This is a genomic window from Nocardia sp. NPDC059691 (genome assembly GCF_042733915.1).
Classification (GTDB): Bacteria; Actinomycetota; Actinomycetes; order Mycobacteriales; family Mycobacteriaceae; genus Nocardia; species Nocardia sichangensis.
In genome coordinates this window covers 196,246-215,229 of the sequence record NZ_JBHWFB010000006.1, presented here as the reverse complement: position 1 = coordinate 215,229, position 18,984 = coordinate 196,246, and the positions used below count along the sequence as shown (strand labels likewise).

Annotated in this window: 15 protein-coding genes; 7 read left to right on the top strand and 8 right to left on the bottom strand. The window is 66.3% G+C overall.

Features of this window, described 5'->3' with window-relative positions:
- Positions 1–65 precede the first annotated feature (65 nt).
- Positions 66–653 (bottom strand): VanZ family protein, encoded by a 588-nt coding sequence (locus ACFV2O_RS15740; protein ID WP_379252359.1) that lies wholly within the window; start codon positions 651–653, stop codon positions 66–68.
- A 420-nt stretch (positions 654–1,073) separates the two neighbouring features.
- Here ACFV2O_RS15740 and ACFV2O_RS15735 point away from each other — a divergent pair, with 420 nt between their 5' ends.
- From ACFV2O_RS15735 to ACFV2O_RS15725, 3 genes are all read left to right on the top strand, one after another.
- Positions 1,074–1,268, top strand: a complete 195-nt coding sequence (locus ACFV2O_RS15735; RefSeq protein ID WP_379252358.1) for a hypothetical protein — start codon at positions 1,074–1,076, stop codon at positions 1,266–1,268.
- Positions 1,269–1,389: 121 nt separating this feature from the next.
- Positions 1,390–5,919 carry a HAMP domain-containing protein gene (locus ACFV2O_RS15730; protein ID WP_379252356.1) on the top strand — a complete coding sequence of 1,510 codons (4,530 nt, stop codon included), beginning with the start codon at positions 1,390–1,392 and terminating at the stop codon, positions 5,917–5,919.
- The gene (locus tag ACFV2O_RS15725; protein ID WP_379252355.1) at positions 5,919–8,309 is read left to right on the top strand and encodes a SpoIIE family protein phosphatase; all 2,391 of its coding nucleotides are present in this window, start codon (positions 5,919–5,921) and stop codon (positions 8,307–8,309) included. The genes ACFV2O_RS15730 and ACFV2O_RS15725 overlap by 1 nt, the downstream gene beginning before the upstream one ends.
- Positions 8,310–8,536: 227 nt before the next feature.
- On the opposite strand, the gene ACFV2O_RS15720 is transcribed toward ACFV2O_RS15725, so the two are convergent.
- From ACFV2O_RS15720 to ACFV2O_RS15710, 3 genes are all read right to left on the bottom strand, one after another.
- Complete coding sequence (locus tag ACFV2O_RS15720; protein WP_379252354.1) at positions 8,537–9,484, bottom strand: anti-sigma factor RsbA family regulatory protein; 948 nt, start codon at positions 9,482–9,484, stop codon at positions 8,537–8,539.
- Positions 9,481–9,828 carry an STAS domain-containing protein gene (locus ACFV2O_RS15715; RefSeq protein WP_379252353.1) on the bottom strand — a complete coding sequence of 116 codons (348 nt, stop codon included), beginning with the start codon at positions 9,826–9,828 and terminating at the stop codon, positions 9,481–9,483. Before ACFV2O_RS15715 ends, ACFV2O_RS15720 begins: the two co-directional genes overlap by 4 nt.
- A 230-nt stretch (positions 9,829–10,058) precedes the next feature.
- Positions 10,059–10,688, bottom strand: coding sequence for a hypothetical protein (locus ACFV2O_RS15710; protein WP_379252352.1), 630 nt, complete (start codon positions 10,686–10,688; stop codon positions 10,059–10,061).
- 99 nt (positions 10,689–10,787) lie between these two features.
- Between ACFV2O_RS15710 and ACFV2O_RS15705 the strand changes: the two genes are divergently transcribed.
- Both ACFV2O_RS15705 and ACFV2O_RS15700 read left to right on the top strand, forming a co-directional pair.
- On the top strand, positions 10,788–11,462 hold the full coding sequence (locus tag ACFV2O_RS15705; RefSeq protein ID WP_355079546.1) for a TetR/AcrR family transcriptional regulator: 675 nt from the start codon (positions 10,788–10,790) through the stop codon (positions 11,460–11,462).
- Complete coding sequence (locus tag ACFV2O_RS15700; protein WP_379252351.1) at positions 11,459–12,097, top strand: polysaccharide deacetylase family protein; 639 nt, start codon at positions 11,459–11,461, stop codon at positions 12,095–12,097. The genes ACFV2O_RS15705 and ACFV2O_RS15700 overlap by 4 nt, the downstream gene beginning before the upstream one ends.
- A gap of 560 nt (positions 12,098–12,657) precedes the next feature.
- Here the strand turns inward: ACFV2O_RS15700 and ACFV2O_RS15695 are convergent.
- The 3 genes from ACFV2O_RS15695 to ACFV2O_RS15685 all read right to left on the bottom strand — a co-directional run bounded on the left by ACFV2O_RS15695 (position 12,658) and on the right by ACFV2O_RS15685 (position 15,137).
- A complete protein-coding gene (locus ACFV2O_RS15695) occupies positions 12,658–13,518 on the bottom strand; it encodes a fumarylacetoacetate hydrolase family protein (RefSeq protein WP_379252349.1) in 861 nt (286 codons plus the stop codon).
- Between the two features lie 84 nt (positions 13,519–13,602).
- A complete protein-coding gene (locus tag ACFV2O_RS15690; protein WP_379252348.1) occupies positions 13,603–14,289 on the bottom strand; it encodes a VOC family protein in 687 nt (228 codons plus the stop codon).
- Between the two features lie 5 nt (positions 14,290–14,294).
- Complete coding sequence (locus tag ACFV2O_RS15685; RefSeq protein WP_379252347.1) at positions 14,295–15,137, bottom strand: alpha/beta hydrolase; 843 nt, start codon at positions 15,135–15,137, stop codon at positions 14,295–14,297.
- Between the two features lie 95 nt (positions 15,138–15,232).
- Here ACFV2O_RS15685 and ACFV2O_RS15680 point away from each other — a divergent pair, with 95 nt between their 5' ends.
- Both ACFV2O_RS15680 and ACFV2O_RS15675 read left to right on the top strand, forming a co-directional pair.
- Positions 15,233–15,880 (top strand): TetR/AcrR family transcriptional regulator, encoded by a 648-nt coding sequence (locus tag ACFV2O_RS15680; protein WP_379252345.1) that lies wholly within the window; start codon positions 15,233–15,235, stop codon positions 15,878–15,880.
- Between the two features lie 584 nt (positions 15,881–16,464).
- Positions 16,465–16,818, top strand: coding sequence for a DoxX family protein (locus ACFV2O_RS15675; RefSeq protein WP_379252343.1), 354 nt, complete (start codon positions 16,465–16,467; stop codon positions 16,816–16,818).
- Positions 16,819–17,714: 896 nt separating this feature from the next.
- Here ACFV2O_RS15675 and ACFV2O_RS15670 read toward each other — a convergent pair.
- Complete coding sequence (locus ACFV2O_RS15670; RefSeq protein ID WP_379252342.1) at positions 17,715–18,812, bottom strand: hypothetical protein; 1,098 nt, start codon at positions 18,810–18,812, stop codon at positions 17,715–17,717.
- Positions 18,813–18,984 lie beyond the last annotated feature (172 nt).

Below are 18,984 nucleotides of genomic sequence, written 5' to 3'. Positions count from 1 at the left end.
TCAGGGCAGCTCGTCGTGGATGGCTGGCATCGCCCCAGCGGCCACGCACTTTCTCGACGATCTCCCTACTCGGGGAAGGTCGGCTGGAGGACGCCGTATCGCTCGGAGACGATGCCCCGTGTCGGCTCTTCGGGTAAAGCCGGCTCGGAGCGGTCGGTAATTGCGCGCGACGTCCACAGATGTCGTGAGAGCTGGCGGGCCAGGCATGCACCGGCCGCGTTCAACAGTACGTCGTCGACGGATGAGTGACGGCCGATAGCGAGGGCGAACTGTGCAGTCTCCACCGCGATCGAAGCTGCCGCTCCTGCCAACAGGATGCGGTATGAGCGGGCGAACCAGGGTCGGCGCACCGGCAACAGGAAGCCGAGTGCGGCGAAGACCAAAAGATTCCCGCCGAACTGCTCGATTACCCGGTCGTCGGCCAGTTGCTCGGCCAGATCACGCAGCGGCACGAGATTCAGCGAACGACCCGTTCCGGTCGGCGTGAGGATCATCCACAACCACGGCGCGGTACCCGTCACCATCCCGACATCGCACAGCGCCGCCCGCCACCCGCGCCGCCCGACCAGCCACCAGGCCACGAGACCGGCTACCGGTATCGCGGCGACCGCGGCCACCACGACCCCACCCCACGCCTCCCACGTCCCGTTCACCCCGCCAGTATCACCCAACTCACCAGCGCCACAGACCTGGCCGAAATCGCCACCCGCACAGCGCCACCCATAGCCACCCATGCCCGGCGGACGTTCCTGAAGTCAGGTGAGCGGCAAAAGCCCTGACACCAGTCTTAAGTAGCCGCCGTGCGCGCTGAGCGAAGCGGTCACGGGGCGGTGCCCCGCCCAACTCAGCTGGATTGAACGAGCCTTGGCGAAGGTCCCTCTCTCGACCAATCTCGCATGCTTACCATTGGCGACCTCCGTCCCCTTGCATGCCGCGCACGCGTCACAGCCGCATGGCTGGATGCAGCGCTCCCTTCGCGTGCCGAACCTGATGGTCATTGGTAGTAGCAGCCGTAGACCCCGCCGCCATAATCCCTGCAGGAATTTTCTCATCCCCCTCACCGACCCTTATGGGTGGCCGAGCTACTGGGCAAGTTGCGGCAGGTCGAGGCGCGCAAACAGGTGCAGGCGCTGTTGGACCGCGACCCCGCCACCACCGTCACTCTCGACAACCCGCACGGGGTGGCCATGCTGCTGCGGGCTGGGCCGTTGGGCCCTTCCAAATCGGTTCCGGGAAACCGGACGCCGGGCATCGCGTCTCGTGAATGATAGTTTCAAAGCGATATGCGCGGGTGTCTCTGTGTTCAGCAGCCAGCACAGCACCGCTGGTCGGCGATCCCGTCGTGCGCGGCATCGCGTCCGAATGGGGTGGGGCAGAGCGAGGATGAGCATGACAGACACGGCGGCACCTGCCCGCACCGCATCGAAGCAGGCTGTCACGGCCGCGGATCAGGTCGAGTTGCGCCAGCTACTGGCCGGATTGACAGCCGTGCGCGACGGCGATTTCGGCACCCGGTTGCCGACGGACGCCGACGGGTTGCTCGGCGAGATCGCGACGGTGTTCAACGGCATGGTGGACCAGCTGTCGCTGTTCACCTCGGAAGTCACCCGGGTCGCGCGCGAGGTCGGCACGGACGGGCGGCTGGGTGGTCAAGCCGAGGTGCCCGGCGTGTCCGGCACCTGGAAGGACCTCACCGACTCGGTGAACGCGATGGCGGGCAACCTCACCAGCCAGGTGCGCGACATCGCCCAGGTCGCGACCGCGGTGGCGCGGGGCGACCTGTCCCAGAAGATCGACGTGGACGCACGCGGTGAGATCCTCGAGCTGAAGAACACGGTCAACACGATGGTGGACCAGCTGTCCGCGTTCGCGGACGAGGTCACCCGCGTCGCGCGCGAAGTAGGTTCGGAGGGCCGGCTCGGCGGTCAGGCGGAGGTGCCCGGCGTCGGCGGCGTGTGGCGCGACCTCACCGCTTCGGTGAACTTCATGGCGGGCAACCTGACCGACCAGGTCCGCAACATCGCGCAGGTGACGACGGCGGTGGCGCGAGGCGACTTGAGCCAGAAGATCACAGTGAGCGCCCGTGGCGAGATCCTCGAGCTGAAGAACACCATCAACACGATGGTCGATCAGCTGTCGTCCTTCGCCGACGAGGTCACGCGGGTATCGCGCGAGGTGGGCACCGAGGGCATCCTCGGTGGCCAGGCGGATGTGAAGGGCGTCTCCGGCACCTGGCGCGACCTCACCGACTCGGTGAACTTCATGGCGGGCAACCTGACCGCGCAGGTGCGTTCGATCGCTCAGGTGGCAACCGCGGTGGCGCAGGGCGATCTGTCTCAAAAGATCAGAGTGGACGCCCGTGGCGAGATCCTGGAGCTGAAGAGCACCATCAACACGATGGTCGATCAGCTCTCGGCGTTCGCCGACGAGGTCACCCGCGTGGCCCGCGAGGTAGGCACCGAGGGCAGGCTGGGCGGGCAGGCGGACGTGAAGGGCGTCTCCGGTACCTGGAAGGACCTCACCGAGTCGGTCAACGTCATGGGCGACAACCTCACCGCGCAGGTGCGTTCGATCGCCCAGGTCACCACCGCGGTGGCCCGTGGCGATCTGAGTCAGAAGATCAGGGTGGATGCCCGCGGCGAGATCCTGGAGCTGAAAGAGACCATCAACACGATGGTCGATCAGCTCTCGGCGTTCGCCGACGAGGTCACCCGCGTGGCCCGCGAGGTCGGCACCGAGGGCAATCTCGGTGGCCAGGCGACTGTGCGGGGCGTGTCGGGCACGTGGAAGGACCTGACCGACAACGTCAACGTGATGGCGTCGAACCTGACCGGCCAGGTGCGTTCGATCGCTCAGGTCGCCACGGCGGTGGCGCGCGGTGATCTGAGTCAGAAGATCACCGTGGAGGCGAAGGGCGAGGTCGCGGCGCTTGCCGGGGTGATCAACACGATGGTCGACACGCTGTCCGCGTTCGCCGACGAGGTCACTCGCGTCGCCCGCGAGGTCGGCACCGAGGGCATGCTCGGCGGCCAGGCACGCGTGCCGAATGTGGCGGGCACGTGGAAGGACTTGACCGACAACGTCAACTCCATGGCGAACAATCTGACCAACCAGGTCCGCAACATCGCCCAGGTCACCACCGCGGTCGCGCAAGGCGATCTGACCCGCAAGATCGACGTGGACGCGCGCGGCGAGATCCTCGAGTTGAAGACCACGATCAACACGATGGTCGACCAGCTGTCCGCGTTCGCGGCCGAGGTCACCCGCGTCGCCCGCGAGGTGGGATCGGAGGGGCGGCTGGGCGGCCAGGCCGAGGTCGAGGGCGTCTCGGGCACATGGAAACGGCTGACCGAGAACGTCAACGAGCTGGCGGGCAACCTGACCCGCCAGGTCCGCGCGATCGCCGCGGTCACCAGCGCCGTCGCCGAGGGCGACCTGACCCGCTCCATCACCGTGGAGGCCTCCGGTGAGGTCGCGGAGTTGAAGGACAACATCAACGCGATGGTGGAGTCGCTGCGCGAGACCACCAAGGCCAACCAGGATCAGGACTGGCTGAAGACCAACCTCGCTCGTATCTCCGGTCTCATGCAGGGTCAACGCGACCTGCACGTGGTGGCCGGGCTGATCATGGACGAGCTGGTGCCGTTGGTTTCCGCGCAGTTCGGCGCGTTCTACCTCGCCGACGACAGCGACGAGCGGCCGGAGCTGCGGCTGATCAGCTCCTATGGCAGCCCGGAGGAATCGGGCAGCCCTTCGCGGTTCGCCTTCGGCCAGTCCCTGGTAGGCCAGGCCGCACGCAGTCGCCGCACGATCGCGGTGGAGAATGTGCCCGGCGATTACGTCACCATCTCCTCCGGGCTCGGGCAGACCGCACCGGTGAACCTGCTCATGTTGCCGATCGTGGTGGAGGAACAGGTCCTCGGCGTGATCGAGCTGGCTTCCGTGCACCGCTTCACCCGCATCCACGGGGATTTCCTCGACCAGCTGATGGAAACGGTCGGCGTCAACGTCAACACCATCATCGCCAACGCCCGCACCGACGAGCTACTGGTGGAATCCCAGCGCCTGACCACCGAACTGCAAGCCCGTTCCGAGGAATTGCAAGTGCAGCAGGAGGAACTGCAGCGATCCAACGCCGAGCTGGAGGACAAGGCGGCACTGCTGGCCATGCAGAACCGCGACATCGAAGCCAAGAACCTTCAGATCGAGCAGGCGCGGCAGGAACTCGAGACCCGTGCCCAAGAACTCGCGCTCGCGTCGAAGTACAAATCGGAATTCTTGGCCAACATGAGCCATGAGCTGCGCACCCCGCTCAACAGTCTGCTCATCCTCGCCCAGCTGCTGGCCCAGAACCCGAGCCGCAATCTCACGCCCAAGCAGGTGGAGTACGCGGGCATCATCCACTCGGCGGGCTCGGATCTGCTCCAGCTGATCAACGACATCCTCGACCTGTCGAAGGTGGAGGCGGGCAAGATGGACCTCACGCCCGAACGCGTGTCGTTGCGTCAGTTGCTGGACTACTTCGAGGCCACCTTCCGGCCGATGACCACCCAGAAGAGTCTGCGCTTCCGCGTCACGACCGCACCCGGCCTGCCGTCGGACCTGCTCACCGACGACTCGCGGCTGCGGCAGGTGCTGCGGAACCTGCTGTCCAACGCGGTCAAGTTCACCGAGACCGGGTCGGTACAGCTGCGGATCGAACCGGCGGAGGCGAGCGAGTTGCCCGCAGCAGTGCGCCAGCACGGCCCGGCTGTCGCGTTCCGGGTGATCGACACCGGGATCGGCATCGCCGAACACCAGCTCGAGTCGATCTTCGGCGCCTTCCAGCAGGCCGACGGCACCACCAGCCGCAAGTACGGCGGCACCGGCCTGGGTCTGTCGATCAGCCGGGAGATCGCCTACCTGCTCGGCGGCGCCATCAGCGCCGAAAGCACGCTGGGCGAGGGCAGCACGTTCACCCTCTACCTCCCGGTCGCGCGGCCGGACTTCCAGGAGGCGCCGCCTCGCGAGCGGGACGACACGCAGCAGGCCGACAGTCGGCCGGAGCGCACCCCTGCTCCCACACCTCAACAGCACCGCAGGCTCTTGGTCGTCGAAGAGCGCCCGCAAGGCCTGCTGTCGCTGGTCGCGCAAAGCGCTGTCGCCGAACTGGCCGACAGCAACGACCCGCGTGGTCCGGTTCAGGTCGTCACTACGGTGGGGGTGGAAGAGGCGGTGGCGGCGATGGCCGCCGAAGCGTTCCATTGCGTCGTGCTCGAGCTGGACTTGCCCGACGGCGCCGCGCTGCGGTTCCTGGAGACGATGGACGGGGACGTCGCATTGAGAAGCGTCCCGGTACTGGTTCACAACCGCCGGCTCGACGCCGAGCAGGAACGCATGCTGCAACATCGCGCCACAAGCCAGCCGCTGGAGCTGCTGTCCAGCCTGGACGATCTGCGGGAGCGGATCGCGCTGCACGTCACCGCCGAGGCACCCGGCGACATGCTGCCCTTGGTCCGTCGCGAAGACGCATCCGCCCCGGCGCCACAGCGGCCGGACGGCAAGCTCGCCGGCCGCACGGTGCTCATCATCGACGACGACGCCCGCAACCTCTTCGCGCTCAGCAGCATCCTCGAACTGCACGGCATGAGCGTTCTACACGCGGAGGACGGGCGGGAGGGCATCGACAAGCTCATCGCCCACCCGGAGACGGACCTGGTCCTGATGGACGTGATGATGCCCGAGATGGACGGCTACACCGCGACGGCGACGATCCGCGAGATGCCACGGTACGAGAGCCTGCCGATCATCGCCGTGACAGCCAAGGCGATGCTGGGCGACCGCGAGAAGAGCCTCGCCTCCGGAGCCAACGACTACGTCACCAAACCGGTCGACGCGGACGCTTTGATCGCGTGCATCCAGCACTGGCTGGATGCCTGATGACCGACCTGGAAAACCCCTACACCGAGGCCGGCGCGGCAGCTGACGCTCACTCGCCCGTTGGCCCCGCGGTCCACCGCCTCGCGGCCACCGTAGAGCGGTTGCGTGCGCAAATCCAACAGGCCCAGGCCACCGCCGACGGACGCGCGCTGATCGAGATGGCCAAGGGCGTTCTGGTCGAACGGCTGCACTGCGGGCCCGCGCAGGCGGCACGGCAACTCGAGGCCCTCGCCGAGCGAGCGGGCATCACACCGCTCGAGTTGGCTGCCGAACTGGTCGACCAGTCGGCCCAGGACAAGGTCAGCGCGGTGGTGGGCGAGTTCTTGCTGCGCGCCGCCTCACCGGGAGAGCCATCCGCGGCCGTGCGCTTGCGTACGGCCGAAAGCGGGCTGCTTGCAGCCGGTGCAGCCGGTGACAGTCAACGTGTCGCGGAGTCGGTGCTGGAGCACGCTCTGACGCCGCTGGGCGCCACCGCCGTGGCGATCTGGTCCGCAGGCGCCGACGCGTCGCTGACCCTGTCCGGTTTCGCCGGCATCGGCCCCCACGAGGCCGAGCGCTGGCGATACGTGCCGCCCGGTGTGGTGACTCCGGCCCGGCAGGCGCTGATGGAGCGCAACGCGGTATGGATCGATGACCTGAACCGGGCCGGGCCGCCGTCCATCGGTGACCGCGAAGGCGGCAGGGCGGCGATTCCGGCGGGCGCGGGGGGCAAGCTGCTCGGCGTACTCGAGGTGTGCTGGCCGCGACCGCTCGAACCACAGCCGCCCCAGGTGCACCGGCAGTTGGAGGCACTGGCCGAGCTGTGCGCACACACCTTGGAGTCGGACCTCGCCGCTGTGCGGGCGCCGGACCGTCCCGGTGTCGCGGACCTCGTGCGACTCGCGGACGGCCTTTTCGACCCGGCGCTCGTGCTGCTGCCCCACCTCGGCGACGACGGCGCGCTCGCCGACTTCCGCATCCACCACGTCAACAGCTGCTTCGTCGACCCGGCCGGGCGTCCGCGCGGCCTGGTCAACGGCGCGTTGCTGCTCGAGGCGTACCCCATGGCGGCGAGTGACGGGCAGCTGTTCGAGCGGATCGAGCACGTCTTCGCCACCGGCGAGACCTACCGTACCGACCGAATGATGCTGACCGAACTGGTCGGCCAAGTACCACTGACCGTCTCGACCGCCCTCAGCATCAGCCGCCACGGCGACACCGTGCTGCTGGTATGGCGGGTGGAGGACGAGACGGCGCGGCTGGCGGCGCTGCTGCAGCACGCACAGCGCCTCGGCCGCGTCGGCGGGTTCGAAGAGAACGCCGCAAGCGGCGAGATCACCTGGAGCAGTCAACTTTTCGCTCTCTACGGGCTCGCGCCCACCGCGGAGCCGATCCCGCTCGCGCAACTGCCGGGGCACGTCCACGGCGACGACGCGAATGCCGTCGACCGGTTCCTGCGGACCTTGCTGCGCTACCGCCGCTCGGCTTCCACGGCCTTCCGCTTGATCCGGCCGGACGGCGTGACCCGACACATCCGGATCGTCGCCGAACCGGTCCTGGAGGCAGGCCACCTGGCCGCCATCCGCGGCGCCTACCAAGACATCTCCGCGCAACACTGGACCGAGGTCGCGCTGTCCGCGACACGCGACCGGCTGGCGCACACCGAGCAGCACGCCGCCGAACAAAGCCAGCTGGCACGGCAGCTCCAGCAGGCGATCATGCCGGACGCGCAGCCGTCCATCGAGGCGTTCGGTCTGCGCATAGCGGTGCGATACCGGCCCGCCGAGCAGGAATACACCGTCGGCGGAGACTGGTACGACGCGGTCGTGCTGCCTTCCAAGCAGATCCTGGTGTCCGTCGGCGACATCACCGGCCACGGCGTCAAGGCAGCCACAGGCATGGTGGTGCTCCGCAACGCCCTGCGTGGCCTCGCCGCCACCGGCGCAGGTCCAGGGCAGATGCTGACGTGGCTGAACCTGGTGGCCCACCACCTGACCGACAACATCTTCGCCACCGCCATCTGCGGGCTCTACGACCCACAGACCCGCGTCCTGCGCTGGGCCCGCGCGGGCCACCTGCCGCCGGTGCTGGTGCGCGCAGGCCAGGCGTCCAGCTTGCCCCTGCTCCAAGGGATGCTCCTCGGAGCTGTAGCGGAGACGACGTTCGAGGAAGCCGAACTGCAACTGGAGCCGGACGACACTCTCCTGCTCTACACCGATGGGCTGATCGAGCGCCGAGACCGGCTGCTGGACGACTGCATCGAACGGTTGCTCGTGAGGTCGGCACAGCTCAGCGGAACCCTGGACGAGCGCCTGGACGAATTGCTCGACGGCAGCGATGCCGATACCGACGACGACACGTGCGTGGTGGGTATTCAAGTGGGGCCGGGTCAAGACTCCCCGGGCAGCTGAGACCGGCCGACCGAGGACGCCGGTGCGAGTCCGGTACGAACTCGGCACGCGGCGACGGTGGAAAGTTCTGCCTCCGAGACCTTTCGCGAGGCCGAAAGTGCAGTGAACTCGTCACGGGCCGGTCCGCCGACAGCCCTTGCGCGCTCCGGCTCGCAGAGCGGCTGGGGCGTCGGCGCGCCGCAAGGTGCTGGTGCGCACGGACGGTGCCGCCGGGTGCAGAGCGCGGGCTAAGGCGAATCGCGATCCAAGCCGAAGTGGAGCTGGATGGTGGTGCCGTGCGGGGTGGTGTGGATTCGGACGAGGTCGGTGAGCTGGTTGACCATCAGCAGCCCGCGGCCGCCTGGGCGATAGGACTGTGCGGGCAGGCGGCCCGCGAGGCGATTCGTGATGTGTCCTTGATCGCTGATCTGGTAGCGGATCTGATTCTGCTCGGCCCACATCGTGAGCCTGCCGTGCCCACCGCCGTGGACGACCGAGTTGGTGGTGGTCTCCGCGATCACCAGTTCGAGATCGATCTCGCGGTGCTCGGGCATGCCGGCGTCGCGGGCGTAATCGATGGCCAGGCGCCGGATGTGGGGCAGCGACGTCGCGTCGAAGGCTACGGTTGCGGAGGCCGCGGGTGGGGAGGGCAGTTCTCTGTTGTAGAAGTCGACGATGTGGTCGGGGTCGTAGGCGCTGCTCGTTCGCCGGCCCGCGTGATCGATGAGCACAGGGTGGGTAGCGTGCGCGTCGTTCAAGACCTCGGTCGAAAGACGCTCGGTGTCATAGGGACACAGGATGCTCACTTCCCGCCCGGTGAATGCCGCGTTGATCAGAGCCTCGTGCTGAACGCAGGCTGGATACTCCAGCGACGAGCGTCCGGCCCAGATCGGTTCGCCGATGATTCGCACGCGTCCGGAGGGGTACTTGTCGGCGAAGGCGCGAAGCACGCCGGGGATGATGCGGCCCGGGTTGCGGCCTTCGACAGTCATGTCCATCAGCTGGACCGAGGCGGCGTCGGAGCCCAGTGCAGTGCGCAGAAGCGACAGATTGGGACCGGGGACCGCCACCGCGACCGGTTCGCCGTTCGCGAGTCCTTGGCGGATGAAGCCGAGGGTGCCCGCGAGGTATTCCGCCGTGTCGCGGTAGAACAGCGCGGGGTGCACGAATGGGTCGGTAACGCCAGGCAAGCTCATGTGTGCACTACCTCGATCGTCTGTAGAGAGGGCCAGAACACCGCGAGTACCCGAAGCATCATCGCCGGGGGCCGATGTACCACGATTCGTCGAACCTCCGAGGATCGGGTGGCGGCTTCTACCAAAATCGAGGTTCCGTAAGTGTCGATGAACGAAAGGCCGGACAGGTCCAAGTGGACGTCGTGGTCCCTGGCGGTCAGTTCCGAGACAGCCTCGCGCCAGGTTTCGCGGGTGGTGAAGTCGACCGAGCCTGCGCATCGCAGGCCAGGGGGACTGCAGATCCGAGACGTCCGAAGCGTCGAGGGACCCGGGGCAGCCCGACTGAGCCGGAGCGCGGGATCCACTGGCTCACCGACCTCCCATCGGCCATCACGAACAGGACGCGCAGGATCTTACGCTTGCGTTCGCAGCCGCCGGTCGCGGGCTCGAGCACAGATTGGCCGAGGCGTCGGCGTATCGCTGGACGAAGCTGTCGCCGATGATGTGTTCTTCACGTTTCATCGCCGTCTCCTTCCGGAGGTCGCCGTGCCGTTGTCGAGCCGCTCACCGTGTTCGCGGCGAGGTGGCGGGCAGATCAGGAGCGCGGTACGTCGAGCACAGATCCGGGCCGACCGGACTCGGTCCGGTCCGTGGTGTCGATGAACGCCGAACTCCACTGGCCGTCCTCACCGGAGGTGTGGTTTGCCTGTTCGCGCGCCCAGGCGAAGTGGTGGCGCGCCGATGCCAGCAGCAGCGGCCCGGTGAGCAGACCGGCCGCGACGAATTTCAGGTCGGCGCGCCGTGTCTCGGTCAAGACCGCCCCCACGCCGCCGATTCCCCACAGCCACAGCACCGTGTTGTAGGGAGGCAGCAGATTCTGCTCCATGCCCTCGGCCTCATCCAGCCAAGGGAAGATGCCCAGTCGGCGCGACCACGGCCAGTCCACGAAGTGGACCACTACCGATGCGATCGATACCCCGGCATTGAACGCCAGTACCGCTTCGTCGGCTCGCCCGCGCGGACGAGCGCTGCGCAGCAGCAAGGCCGGTGCCACTGCCCACAGGACGTTGGTGGCCCGCCTGCCCAGCCACGGTTCCAAGAAGACCCCGACCCCGGCCCAGCGTTCGAACCAGTTGTGCCCGGTCCCGCCCAGGGTCGCCAGCACACCGAATGGCCGAAGCGCGGATCGCTGTGTACGCGGTCGACGGCTACGTTGCCGTGTCATGGTCCATCCTCCTAAAATTGATGACCATCAACTAACTGGGACAGCCCAGATTAGACGGAAAAATTGATGATCGTCAATATTTTGTTCTAGACTGGCCGCATGACCACTGCCAAGCGCCGCGGGCGCCCCTCGTCGGCGGAGGAATCACCCGCCGCGACGAACGACATCCTGGCTCGGGCGCTGGCGATGTTCGCCGAGCAGGGCTTCGAGGGCACCTCCGTCGCCGCACTCAACCGGGAGCTGGGCGTAAGCCACAATCTGATCCATCAGCGCTTCGGTTCCAAGGAGGGACTGTGGCGCGCGGCGGTGGACCGGGCCTTCAGCGCGGTCGCCGAGGAACTCGATCTGGAGTTGGAGTTGGCCGCGGTCGGCGTTCTCGACGCCGCGCGCCTGGCGATCGTGCGATTCCTCGAGGTGCACGCACGCCACCCCGACATCCTGCGCCTGGTCTCCGTGGAGGGCGCGGCGGCCAGCGCTCGATTGGACTACCTGTTCGAGGTGCACGTGCAACCGCTCTACACGCGACTGACCGCGCCGCTGAAGGTGCTCGTCGATGCCGGGGTGATGACCAGCGCCGATGTGCGCAGTCTGCATTTCCTGGTCGCGCACGGGGGGACCTCGCCGTTCAGCCAGGTGCCGTTCGCACGGATGCTCGACCCCCTCGACCCCATGGGTCCGGATGCGGTGCGGCAGCACGCGGAGTTCGTGGCGGACATGATCGTGGCGGGACTGCGCGCCCGGGGTGCCTGGAACAACGATGGGACTATCGCGTGAAGCTCACCCTCAGTTTCGACAACGGGCCGACCGAGGCGACGGCCGAGGTGCTCGACGTTCTCTCCGAGCGCGGTATCAAGTCGAGTTTCTTCGTCATCGGTGATCGGCTCGTCGGCGAGGACGAACGTGCGCTGGCGGAACGCGCTGCCCGCGAGGGACATTGGATCGGCAACCACACTATGAGCCACTCGGTGCAGTTCGGCGACAGCGACGATCCGCATCTGCCCGACCGCGAGATCGGCGCGGCCCAGCAACTATTGGGTCCTTTGGCGCATCCGGGCAAACTGTTCCGTCCCTACGCCGGTGGTGGTGTGCTGAGCCGCCGGGTGTTCAGCACGCCGGCCATCGATTACCTGTGCCGACACCGCTACACCTGCGTGCTGTGGTCGGCGATGCCGCACGACTGGGATGAGCCCGACCGGTGGGTGCGACGCTGTCTCGACCAGATCAGCAACCAGCAGTGGAGCTTGGTCGTCATCCACGATCTGCCGACCGGCGCCATGAAGCGCCTGCCCGAACTGCTCGATCGTCTCGACACCCTGGGTGTCGAGGTCGTCCAGGAATTCCCGCACACCTGCATGCCGATCCGGGACGGCGTGCTGACCGGCGACCTCACCGCCTTTACCACGAACTGACCACTCACCGAGAATTCGATCGGAAGAAGTCCCCTGACATATCCGAATCCCCCGATCCGGCGAACTGTTCGTCGATTCTGATCACTGGTCACTGAGACGGAACCGCCGCCGTGGCGGACGGTAACCGCTCGCACGCTCCCGGAAATAACGTATGCCGACAAGAAGGCATCGAAGCGAGCCGTCACGCGTCGCGCGTCCCGGCCGGCGAATGGTTCCTGGCTGCGGTCGCCGCAGGAGTGAACGAAGCCACACGCGATGACTCTCTCCACCGCGGACGAACACGGCAGGTGCTCGGCATGGGGATACTCCATACTCGAGAACGTCGACAGTGCCGGTCACCAGGGGGCGCTGGTGTGCAGCTGTCCCCGCGATGCCGGCGACAGGGTCCTCACCACCGAGCGTGTGTCCTTCGCCGCGGACGGTGTCGATCGAGATTGCGTTTATGACAACGTGTTCGAGGTCGGCACTCGAGCACACGGCGCGACCCAGGTGTGGACGGAGAAGGCGTGACTGGCCGCATTTGCATCCCGTGTTGCCGGTCTGTCGAGGTCTTCGCGTCGCTATGCGACTGTGCAGGGGTTGCGCAGCTCGCCGAGGCCCTCGATCGACGAGCGCAGCATGTTGCCCGGGGCGAGGTACCGTGCCGGGGTGCGGGAATAGCCGACGCCGGCCGGGGTGCCGGTGAAGATCAGATCGCCGGGGAACAACTCGCAGATGCCTGACAGGCGGGAGACCAGCGCGGCGACGTCGAAAATCATCTGCTTGGTGCGGCCCGATTGCACGGTCTCGCCGTCGAGGACGGCTTCGATGGCCAGATCGTTGGGGTCGTCGAGTTCGTCGAGAGTGGTCAGCCACGGGCCGATCGGCGCGAACCGCTCGTAACTTTTGGCGAGGCTGAATTGCGGTGGGGTGCCGGCCATTTGTGATCGACGCTCGGAGATGTCTTGACCGATGCAGAATCCGGCGACGTGGTCGAGGGCCTGTTCGGTAGCGATGCGACGTCCGCCGACACCGATCGCGGCGACGAGTTCCACCTCCCAGTCGCAGGTGCCGGTAGGCAACGGGATCACGTCACCGGGGCCGGTGATCGCAGAGGCGAATTTGGTGAACACCAGTGGGTTTTCGGGCAGGGCGAGCCCGGTTTCGTCACTGTGGTCGGCGTAGTTCAGCCCGACGGCGAAGATCTGGCGCGGCGCACGCACCGGCGGACCGAGCCGCGTGAGATCGGCGAGCAACTGTGCGCCCGTCACACGGGCATCGACCCGGGGCCGATTGCCGCTGAACCAAGCGCGGATCTGCCGTATGTGCGCGACGGCCTGATCGGGATCGCTGGGCAGGACGCCGTCGGAGGCGTTGGCGAGGTCGATGATGCCGGTATCGGTGACGAGCGTGGCACGGCCGTCGAGATTGGCGAGCTTCATGAGGGGGCGGATGTCCTTTTCGGTCGGGTGGGCCGTGCACCGCGGGGACGGCGCGGTGCACAGTCGGCCATGGGGTCGCTGCGATCAGTCGAGGCGGACCGGCGGATCGGTCTGGCTGGCCATCTGCCACACCAGCTCGTCAGGCATGGCGATGATCTGCCGGTAGACCTCGTCGGGATAGGCCATATGGGGTTTGGTCTCGTCGTAGGCCGGTTGGGCCACCGGCTCAGCCGGTCGGGCGAATGGTGCGGGGTGCTTGTAGGTTTCGAGTTCGTCGGCGCTGATGCCGTTGATCTCGACCACTTCCGGGTCGATCCAGGCGCGGTCGTCGATGGCGTCGCCGGTGGTGAGTTCGACAAGCAGACCCTCAGGGCCCGCGAGGTAGAGCGACCGGCAGAACCCGTGGTCGATCGGGCCGAGCACGACGATCCCTCGACTGCGGATGCGGTCGCGCAAACTCAGCAGTTCGTCGAGATCGCGTACATGCAGTGCGACATGCTGCATGGCACCGGGCGCGACCGGTCCGGTCGGTTCGGCGGCGTGGGTGACCCCGAGCTCGCGAGTGTCGGGGTTGTCGGGGTGGTACACGAACGCGATGTAGGAGGTGGGGTTGAGTTCGACGAACCCGTGCCAGGCGCCTTCGGCTCCGTGCATGCGGTACAGCGCCTTGAGCGGCAGGCCGATGACATCGGTGAAGAACGCGATCTGAGATTTGATGTCGCGGGTGGCGATCGCCAGGTGGTTTACGCCGATGGGTTGGGTGGCGGTCATGATGGTCAGTCCTTTTCGGGGGCGGAGTCGAGCAGCTGCTTGTGGCACCAGGTCCGCACGACATCGGCGTAGTCGGCGGTGTGGAACAACATCAGCTGGTGCACCCCTTCGGGGTGAATGTGCAGTTCGACGGGGCCGGTGGTGGCGTCGACGACGGCCCGGGCCGTGGCGGGAGTGAAGATCGGATCTTTCTCCCCGACGGCGAACAGGATCGGTTTGGTGTTGGCCGACAACGGCACGGCCGGGTCGTAGCGCAGGATCGACGCCCACGAGGCCAGGTCGTAGGTCCAGGTGTTGAGCGGATCCCGATGCTTCTGCTTGCCCGCGCCGCGGAACCCGTAGTCGGTGTCGAAATCGATGTACTGGTCGATATCGAAACGCAGCGCCGGACCGAACAGGGCGACCATCTGATCGAACGCGTGTGTGCGGAAGGCGTTTTCGGCCGGGATCAGCGGTGAGGACGGGATGGCGAATCCCATCAGAATCGCGCCCGCGAAATCCTGCGACGCGGCGTAGGCGCCGTAGGCGGCGGACGCGCCGAGCGAGGATCCCTTGATGAACACCGGCAGCCCGGTGGCGGCACGAATGTGATCGGTCAGCCGCAGTGCCGCTTCGATCCACTCCTCGATGGTGAACTGGCCAGCGCGCCGGTCCACGCACGAGCGGCCGTGGCCGGGAGCATCCATGCACCAGACCTCGGCGCCCAACCGGGCATAGTGTGCGGCGAAATTGTCGTAGATGCCGCCGTGACCGCCGATTCCGTGCTGAACCAGCAGCACGTGGTCCGCGGCCGGATCAGCGAATCGATAGGCGAATGTGTTGCCGACTATCTGTTCTTCTCTGCGCATCGGCCACCTCCATGTGTCCCGCGTCATAAAAGTTGATGGCAATCAATAAACCATATAAGTTGATGATCGTCAACATATTGTCCTAAACTGGGCGGATGGCGACGCAGACACGAAAAGGGCGACCACCGGCCGAGCTGTCACCAGCCTCGTTGACCGATATCCTGGCCGCGGCGTTGAGAGTGTTCGCCGAATGCGGATTCGACGGCACCTCGGTGGCGGCGCTCAATCGCGAGCTCGGAGTGAGCCACAACCTCGTCCATCAGCGGTTCGGCTCCAAGGAGAGGCTGTGGTACGCCACGGTCGACTGGGCGTTCGGCGAGATCGCCGACCACATGAGCGTGGATGCGGAGTTGGCCGAGCGCGACCTGCTCGAAGCGGTACGCGTGACGATCGTGCAATTCCTTCAACTGCACGCCACCCACCCACAGATCCTGCGGCTGGTCACGGTCGAAGGCGCCACCGAGGGGCCTCGACTGACGTATCTGTTCGACGCGCACGTCGGACCGTTGTATCACCGGATCACCGCGCCGCTGAAGGTGCTCGTCGACCGCGGCGTGCTGGCCGAGGAAGACATCCGCACCGTACATTTCCTGGTTGCGCACGGCGCTACCGCGCCGTTCAGTCTGGTCCCGCTGGCGGCGAGGCTGAACCCACTCGATCCGCTCGACCCCGCGGCGGTTCGCCGGCACGCCGAATTCGTCGCCGGCATGGTCGTGGCCGGGCTCCGAGCCCGCGGCGCCTGACCAGCGAGGGCAACTGCGACGAAGGTGACGCTCAGTTTCCTGCCCCGTTTTCTGCAACGGCTCGATGCCCTCGATGTCGAGATCGTCCAGGAATTCCCCGAATCCTGCGTCCTATCCGGCGCGGCCGCCTGCAGGGCTCGCTCGATCACCTGATCACAGCGCCCGACAACTGAGCATCTGGACAGGATTCACGGCCGACCAACCTGGGGCCGGCGCACTCATCGATGACTTCGTCCACCCGACTCGGCGTGGTCGCGCACTGCTCGCTCACGCTGCCGTGCCCCGCGATGGGCACCTGATGCGTAGCCCCCATCACCAAATGTTGACGGTAATCAATAAAGCGCATTATATTGATGTCCGTCAACATTTGAAGCTGGTGTTGGGGCACGTCAACGAGGACGCGTCGACGATCGTGCGGAAAGCGTCGATTGCCGACCGCGCTGCGGCGGTGCCGAGACCCACGCGGCGGAAGTGGACCGATCCGTTCCTGGTGCTGAGCGAGGACTGGTTCTCCTCGCCCGGATTCGAGTGGCACCCCTACCGCGCGCTGGAGACCAACACGTCTGAGAGAAAAGGAGCGATCGATGACGATCGCATCAATTGCCCTAGCCGCCTTGCTGGCGCTCGAGATGATCGCCGTGGGAGCACCGAAGGTGCTCGCCGTCCAGGCCATGCGTGAACGCGCAGCCCACGCCGGGATCCGCGTGTCCGGCTTCCGAGTCATCGGGGCCTTGGAAATCGTCGGTGCAGCAGGGCTTTTGATCGGTATCGGCTGGCATCCGATCGGCCGGCTCGCTGGGGTCGCGATCGTGCTGCTGATGGTCGGGGCGCTCATCACCCACGTCCGGACCAAGGACAAGCTCGCCGACATGATCCCGGCCATCGTCACCGCCCTGTTGGCGGTGACCTACCTCGTCGTCGCATCACTCGCACGCTGAGCGCCGGTCACCGAAGGCGCTCGGGCGTCCTCGCCGACGTCTGAGATGCCACACCAAATGCGCCTTCGCGAGCTGACCTGCCACGGTTTTTTTCTGGCCGCGGGCCGGATCCATGCTCGCTGCCGCCAGCGGATCGGTGGCCCACGTAGGTGCCCTCGGGGACGATGAGACCCACGTCCGAGGCCGCGTCGTGGCGTACGACGCGACGTCCGGCCCAGGTATTCCGCCCGGGTAGTGCATGCCGGTCATCGGCGACATCACAATGCGGTTCGCCAAGGTCAGGCCGTGGATGGTGAAGGGAAGCGCGAGGATCTCCGCCGCGTGGGTGCCGGCCGGGCTGCATCCGAACCCTAGGGTTATCGGACAATGGCCGACGGCATCGACCTCGATGTGCTGTTGAAAGGCAGCTGACTTCCGCTAATGCTCAGCACAGCAGCCGTTCTCGCTGCCACCATGACCCGTGTGGCCGTCGGCGAGCATGTGCAGGGTGTCGCGGAATTCGCCCGGGTCGTAACCGAAGGCGAAGCGGAGTTCGACCTCCTTCTTGATGGCAGTGGGATCGTGTCGGGTTGCATGCAGACACCGGCATCGAACACGATCCCTATGACAACTGCGACATGTACGGGTCAGAGCCCACCGAACCGGAACAACCCGACCGCAGGCCACACGAGAGCAGGAGCGGTGGAGACAACCCAAATCTACGCCCCAGGACCCAGCCGTGAACCACGGCTACCGGCGGGTGACCGGAACCGAGGGTGCGGTGATGGCCGTGTGATCGGTTCAGCGGGCGCAGGTTTCGCAGACTATCCGCGACAGGGTCTTCTCGCGGATGTCGATGTCACGGCGGGCGATGTGTCAGTGGCCATCGGGCTGACTGGTTGGCCATTGCTACGGGCCTACTGCATCAGTTGGATGTGGGGGTGATCGGGTGAGATTGGACAGACGCGAAGGATCATGTTGTAACCGCGAGCAATTGTGACGTCGGGGCCTGTGGTCGTGCTGTAATCGCCTGCGAGGGCCTGATCTTCGTACGGTATCCAGCTGTGGGTTCCGGCGTCCCATTCGGACGAGGCGACGGTGAGCAGCGGTTCGGTCTCGGTACCGCAGGTGGGGCATGGCTGTGGAAAGGGGTCCGTGGTGCCCCACCGGATATGGCCGCCAACCTTCCACCCGGGTGCAACGCATATGTTGTCGATGAACCAGCTCTCGATGTCATCCGGATCGATCCCGGTGTGCTGCCTGCTCGCCCACTGTCGCATTTGCTCCAGCGGCTCGCCGCCGAGTTCTTCGAAGTCGCTCGGGTATTCGATGATGCGTTCCGGCTCCACCGTGCATGGCAAGGGTATGTAGTCGTAGCCGTATTCCACCGCTGTCGGTACCGGTGGGGTGTTCAGGATGTCGGTGACGTCGGCGGCGGTGCGCCACACCAGCGCGGTCTCGGGCATGGCATCGGCGTTGTCCAATGGGCACCAGAGTATCTGCAGCAGATCCTTGCCCGGTGGCGGACGTAACCCGGGGACGTCACGCGTATAAAGTTGCGCTACCGGCAACATGGCATTCGGGACATGGGCCGTCGGCTTCCACCGACCCGCCAACGGCTGAGACGGGGGGAGGTTGAGGTTGTCGAGATCAAACCCGCTGGCTTCGAATTCCCAGATGTCACGCGGCACTGCTGACAACATGGCACTCGGGACATCGGCCACCGACGGCCACGGTTCGGGATCGTGTCGCGTCAGCTTCGCATCCACTAGCGACTGTAACGGGTTGAGCTCGTGGGGATTCCACGCGTTGGTTAAGAAGTCCCAGTTGTGAGGCCCGTGACAGTGCGGCCACGGTTCGTCGGTCGGCCACAGTAAAGGGCCGCCGATCGAACTGTCGTATACCGACGGTGTGCCGCTGCGCGGGTGGAGCCGGGTCGCGGGACGAGCCAGCGGCGCCAGTGCGGGACACGCGGCCGCGACATCGACGGCTCGGGGTGGCGTGGTGCGGGTCATCGACAAACCTCTTCGGATTCGGGCGTTCGAACTGTAGTTCGGAGAATGTCGAATCCCACGGTTGGGAATATCTGGCCGGACGTCGCTCCGCCCAAGAGTCGCGGGCGCGTGACCACTTTGCAGCGGCAATATCCGATGAAGGCAGCCTGCGAAAGCTCTGCCGCAGATAAAT

Coding starts and splice junctions, on each gene's coding strand:
- ACFV2O_RS15730 (WP_379252356.1), top strand. CDS start 1,390: ATGACAGACACGGCGGCACCTGCCCGCACCGCATCGAAGCAGGCTGTC.
- ACFV2O_RS15725 (WP_379252355.1), top strand. CDS start 5,919: ATGACCGACCTGGAAAACCCCTACACCGAGGCCGGCGCGGCAGCTGAC.
- ACFV2O_RS15720 (WP_379252354.1), bottom strand. CDS start 9,484: ATGAGCTTGCCTGGCGTTACCGACCCATTCGTGCACCCCGCGCTGTTC.
- ACFV2O_RS15710 (WP_379252352.1), bottom strand. CDS start 10,688: ATGACACGGCAACGTAGCCGTCGACCGCGTACACAGCGATCCGCGCTT.
- ACFV2O_RS15705 (WP_355079546.1), top strand. CDS start 10,788: ATGACCACTGCCAAGCGCCGCGGGCGCCCCTCGTCGGCGGAGGAATCA.
- ACFV2O_RS15695 (WP_379252349.1), bottom strand. CDS start 13,518: ATGAAGCTCGCCAATCTCGACGGCCGTGCCACGCTCGTCACCGATACC.
- ACFV2O_RS15690 (WP_379252348.1), bottom strand. CDS start 14,289: ATGACCGCCACCCAACCCATCGGCGTAAACCACCTGGCGATCGCCACC.
- ACFV2O_RS15685 (WP_379252347.1), bottom strand. CDS start 15,137: ATGCGCAGAGAAGAACAGATAGTCGGCAACACATTCGCCTATCGATTC.
- ACFV2O_RS15680 (WP_379252345.1), top strand. CDS start 15,233: ATGGCGACGCAGACACGAAAAGGGCGACCACCGGCCGAGCTGTCACCA.
- ACFV2O_RS15675 (WP_379252343.1), top strand. CDS start 16,465: ATGACGATCGCATCAATTGCCCTAGCCGCCTTGCTGGCGCTCGAGATG.
- ACFV2O_RS15670 (WP_379252342.1), bottom strand. CDS start 18,812: ATGACCCGCACCACGCCACCCCGAGCCGTCGATGTCGCGGCCGCGTGT.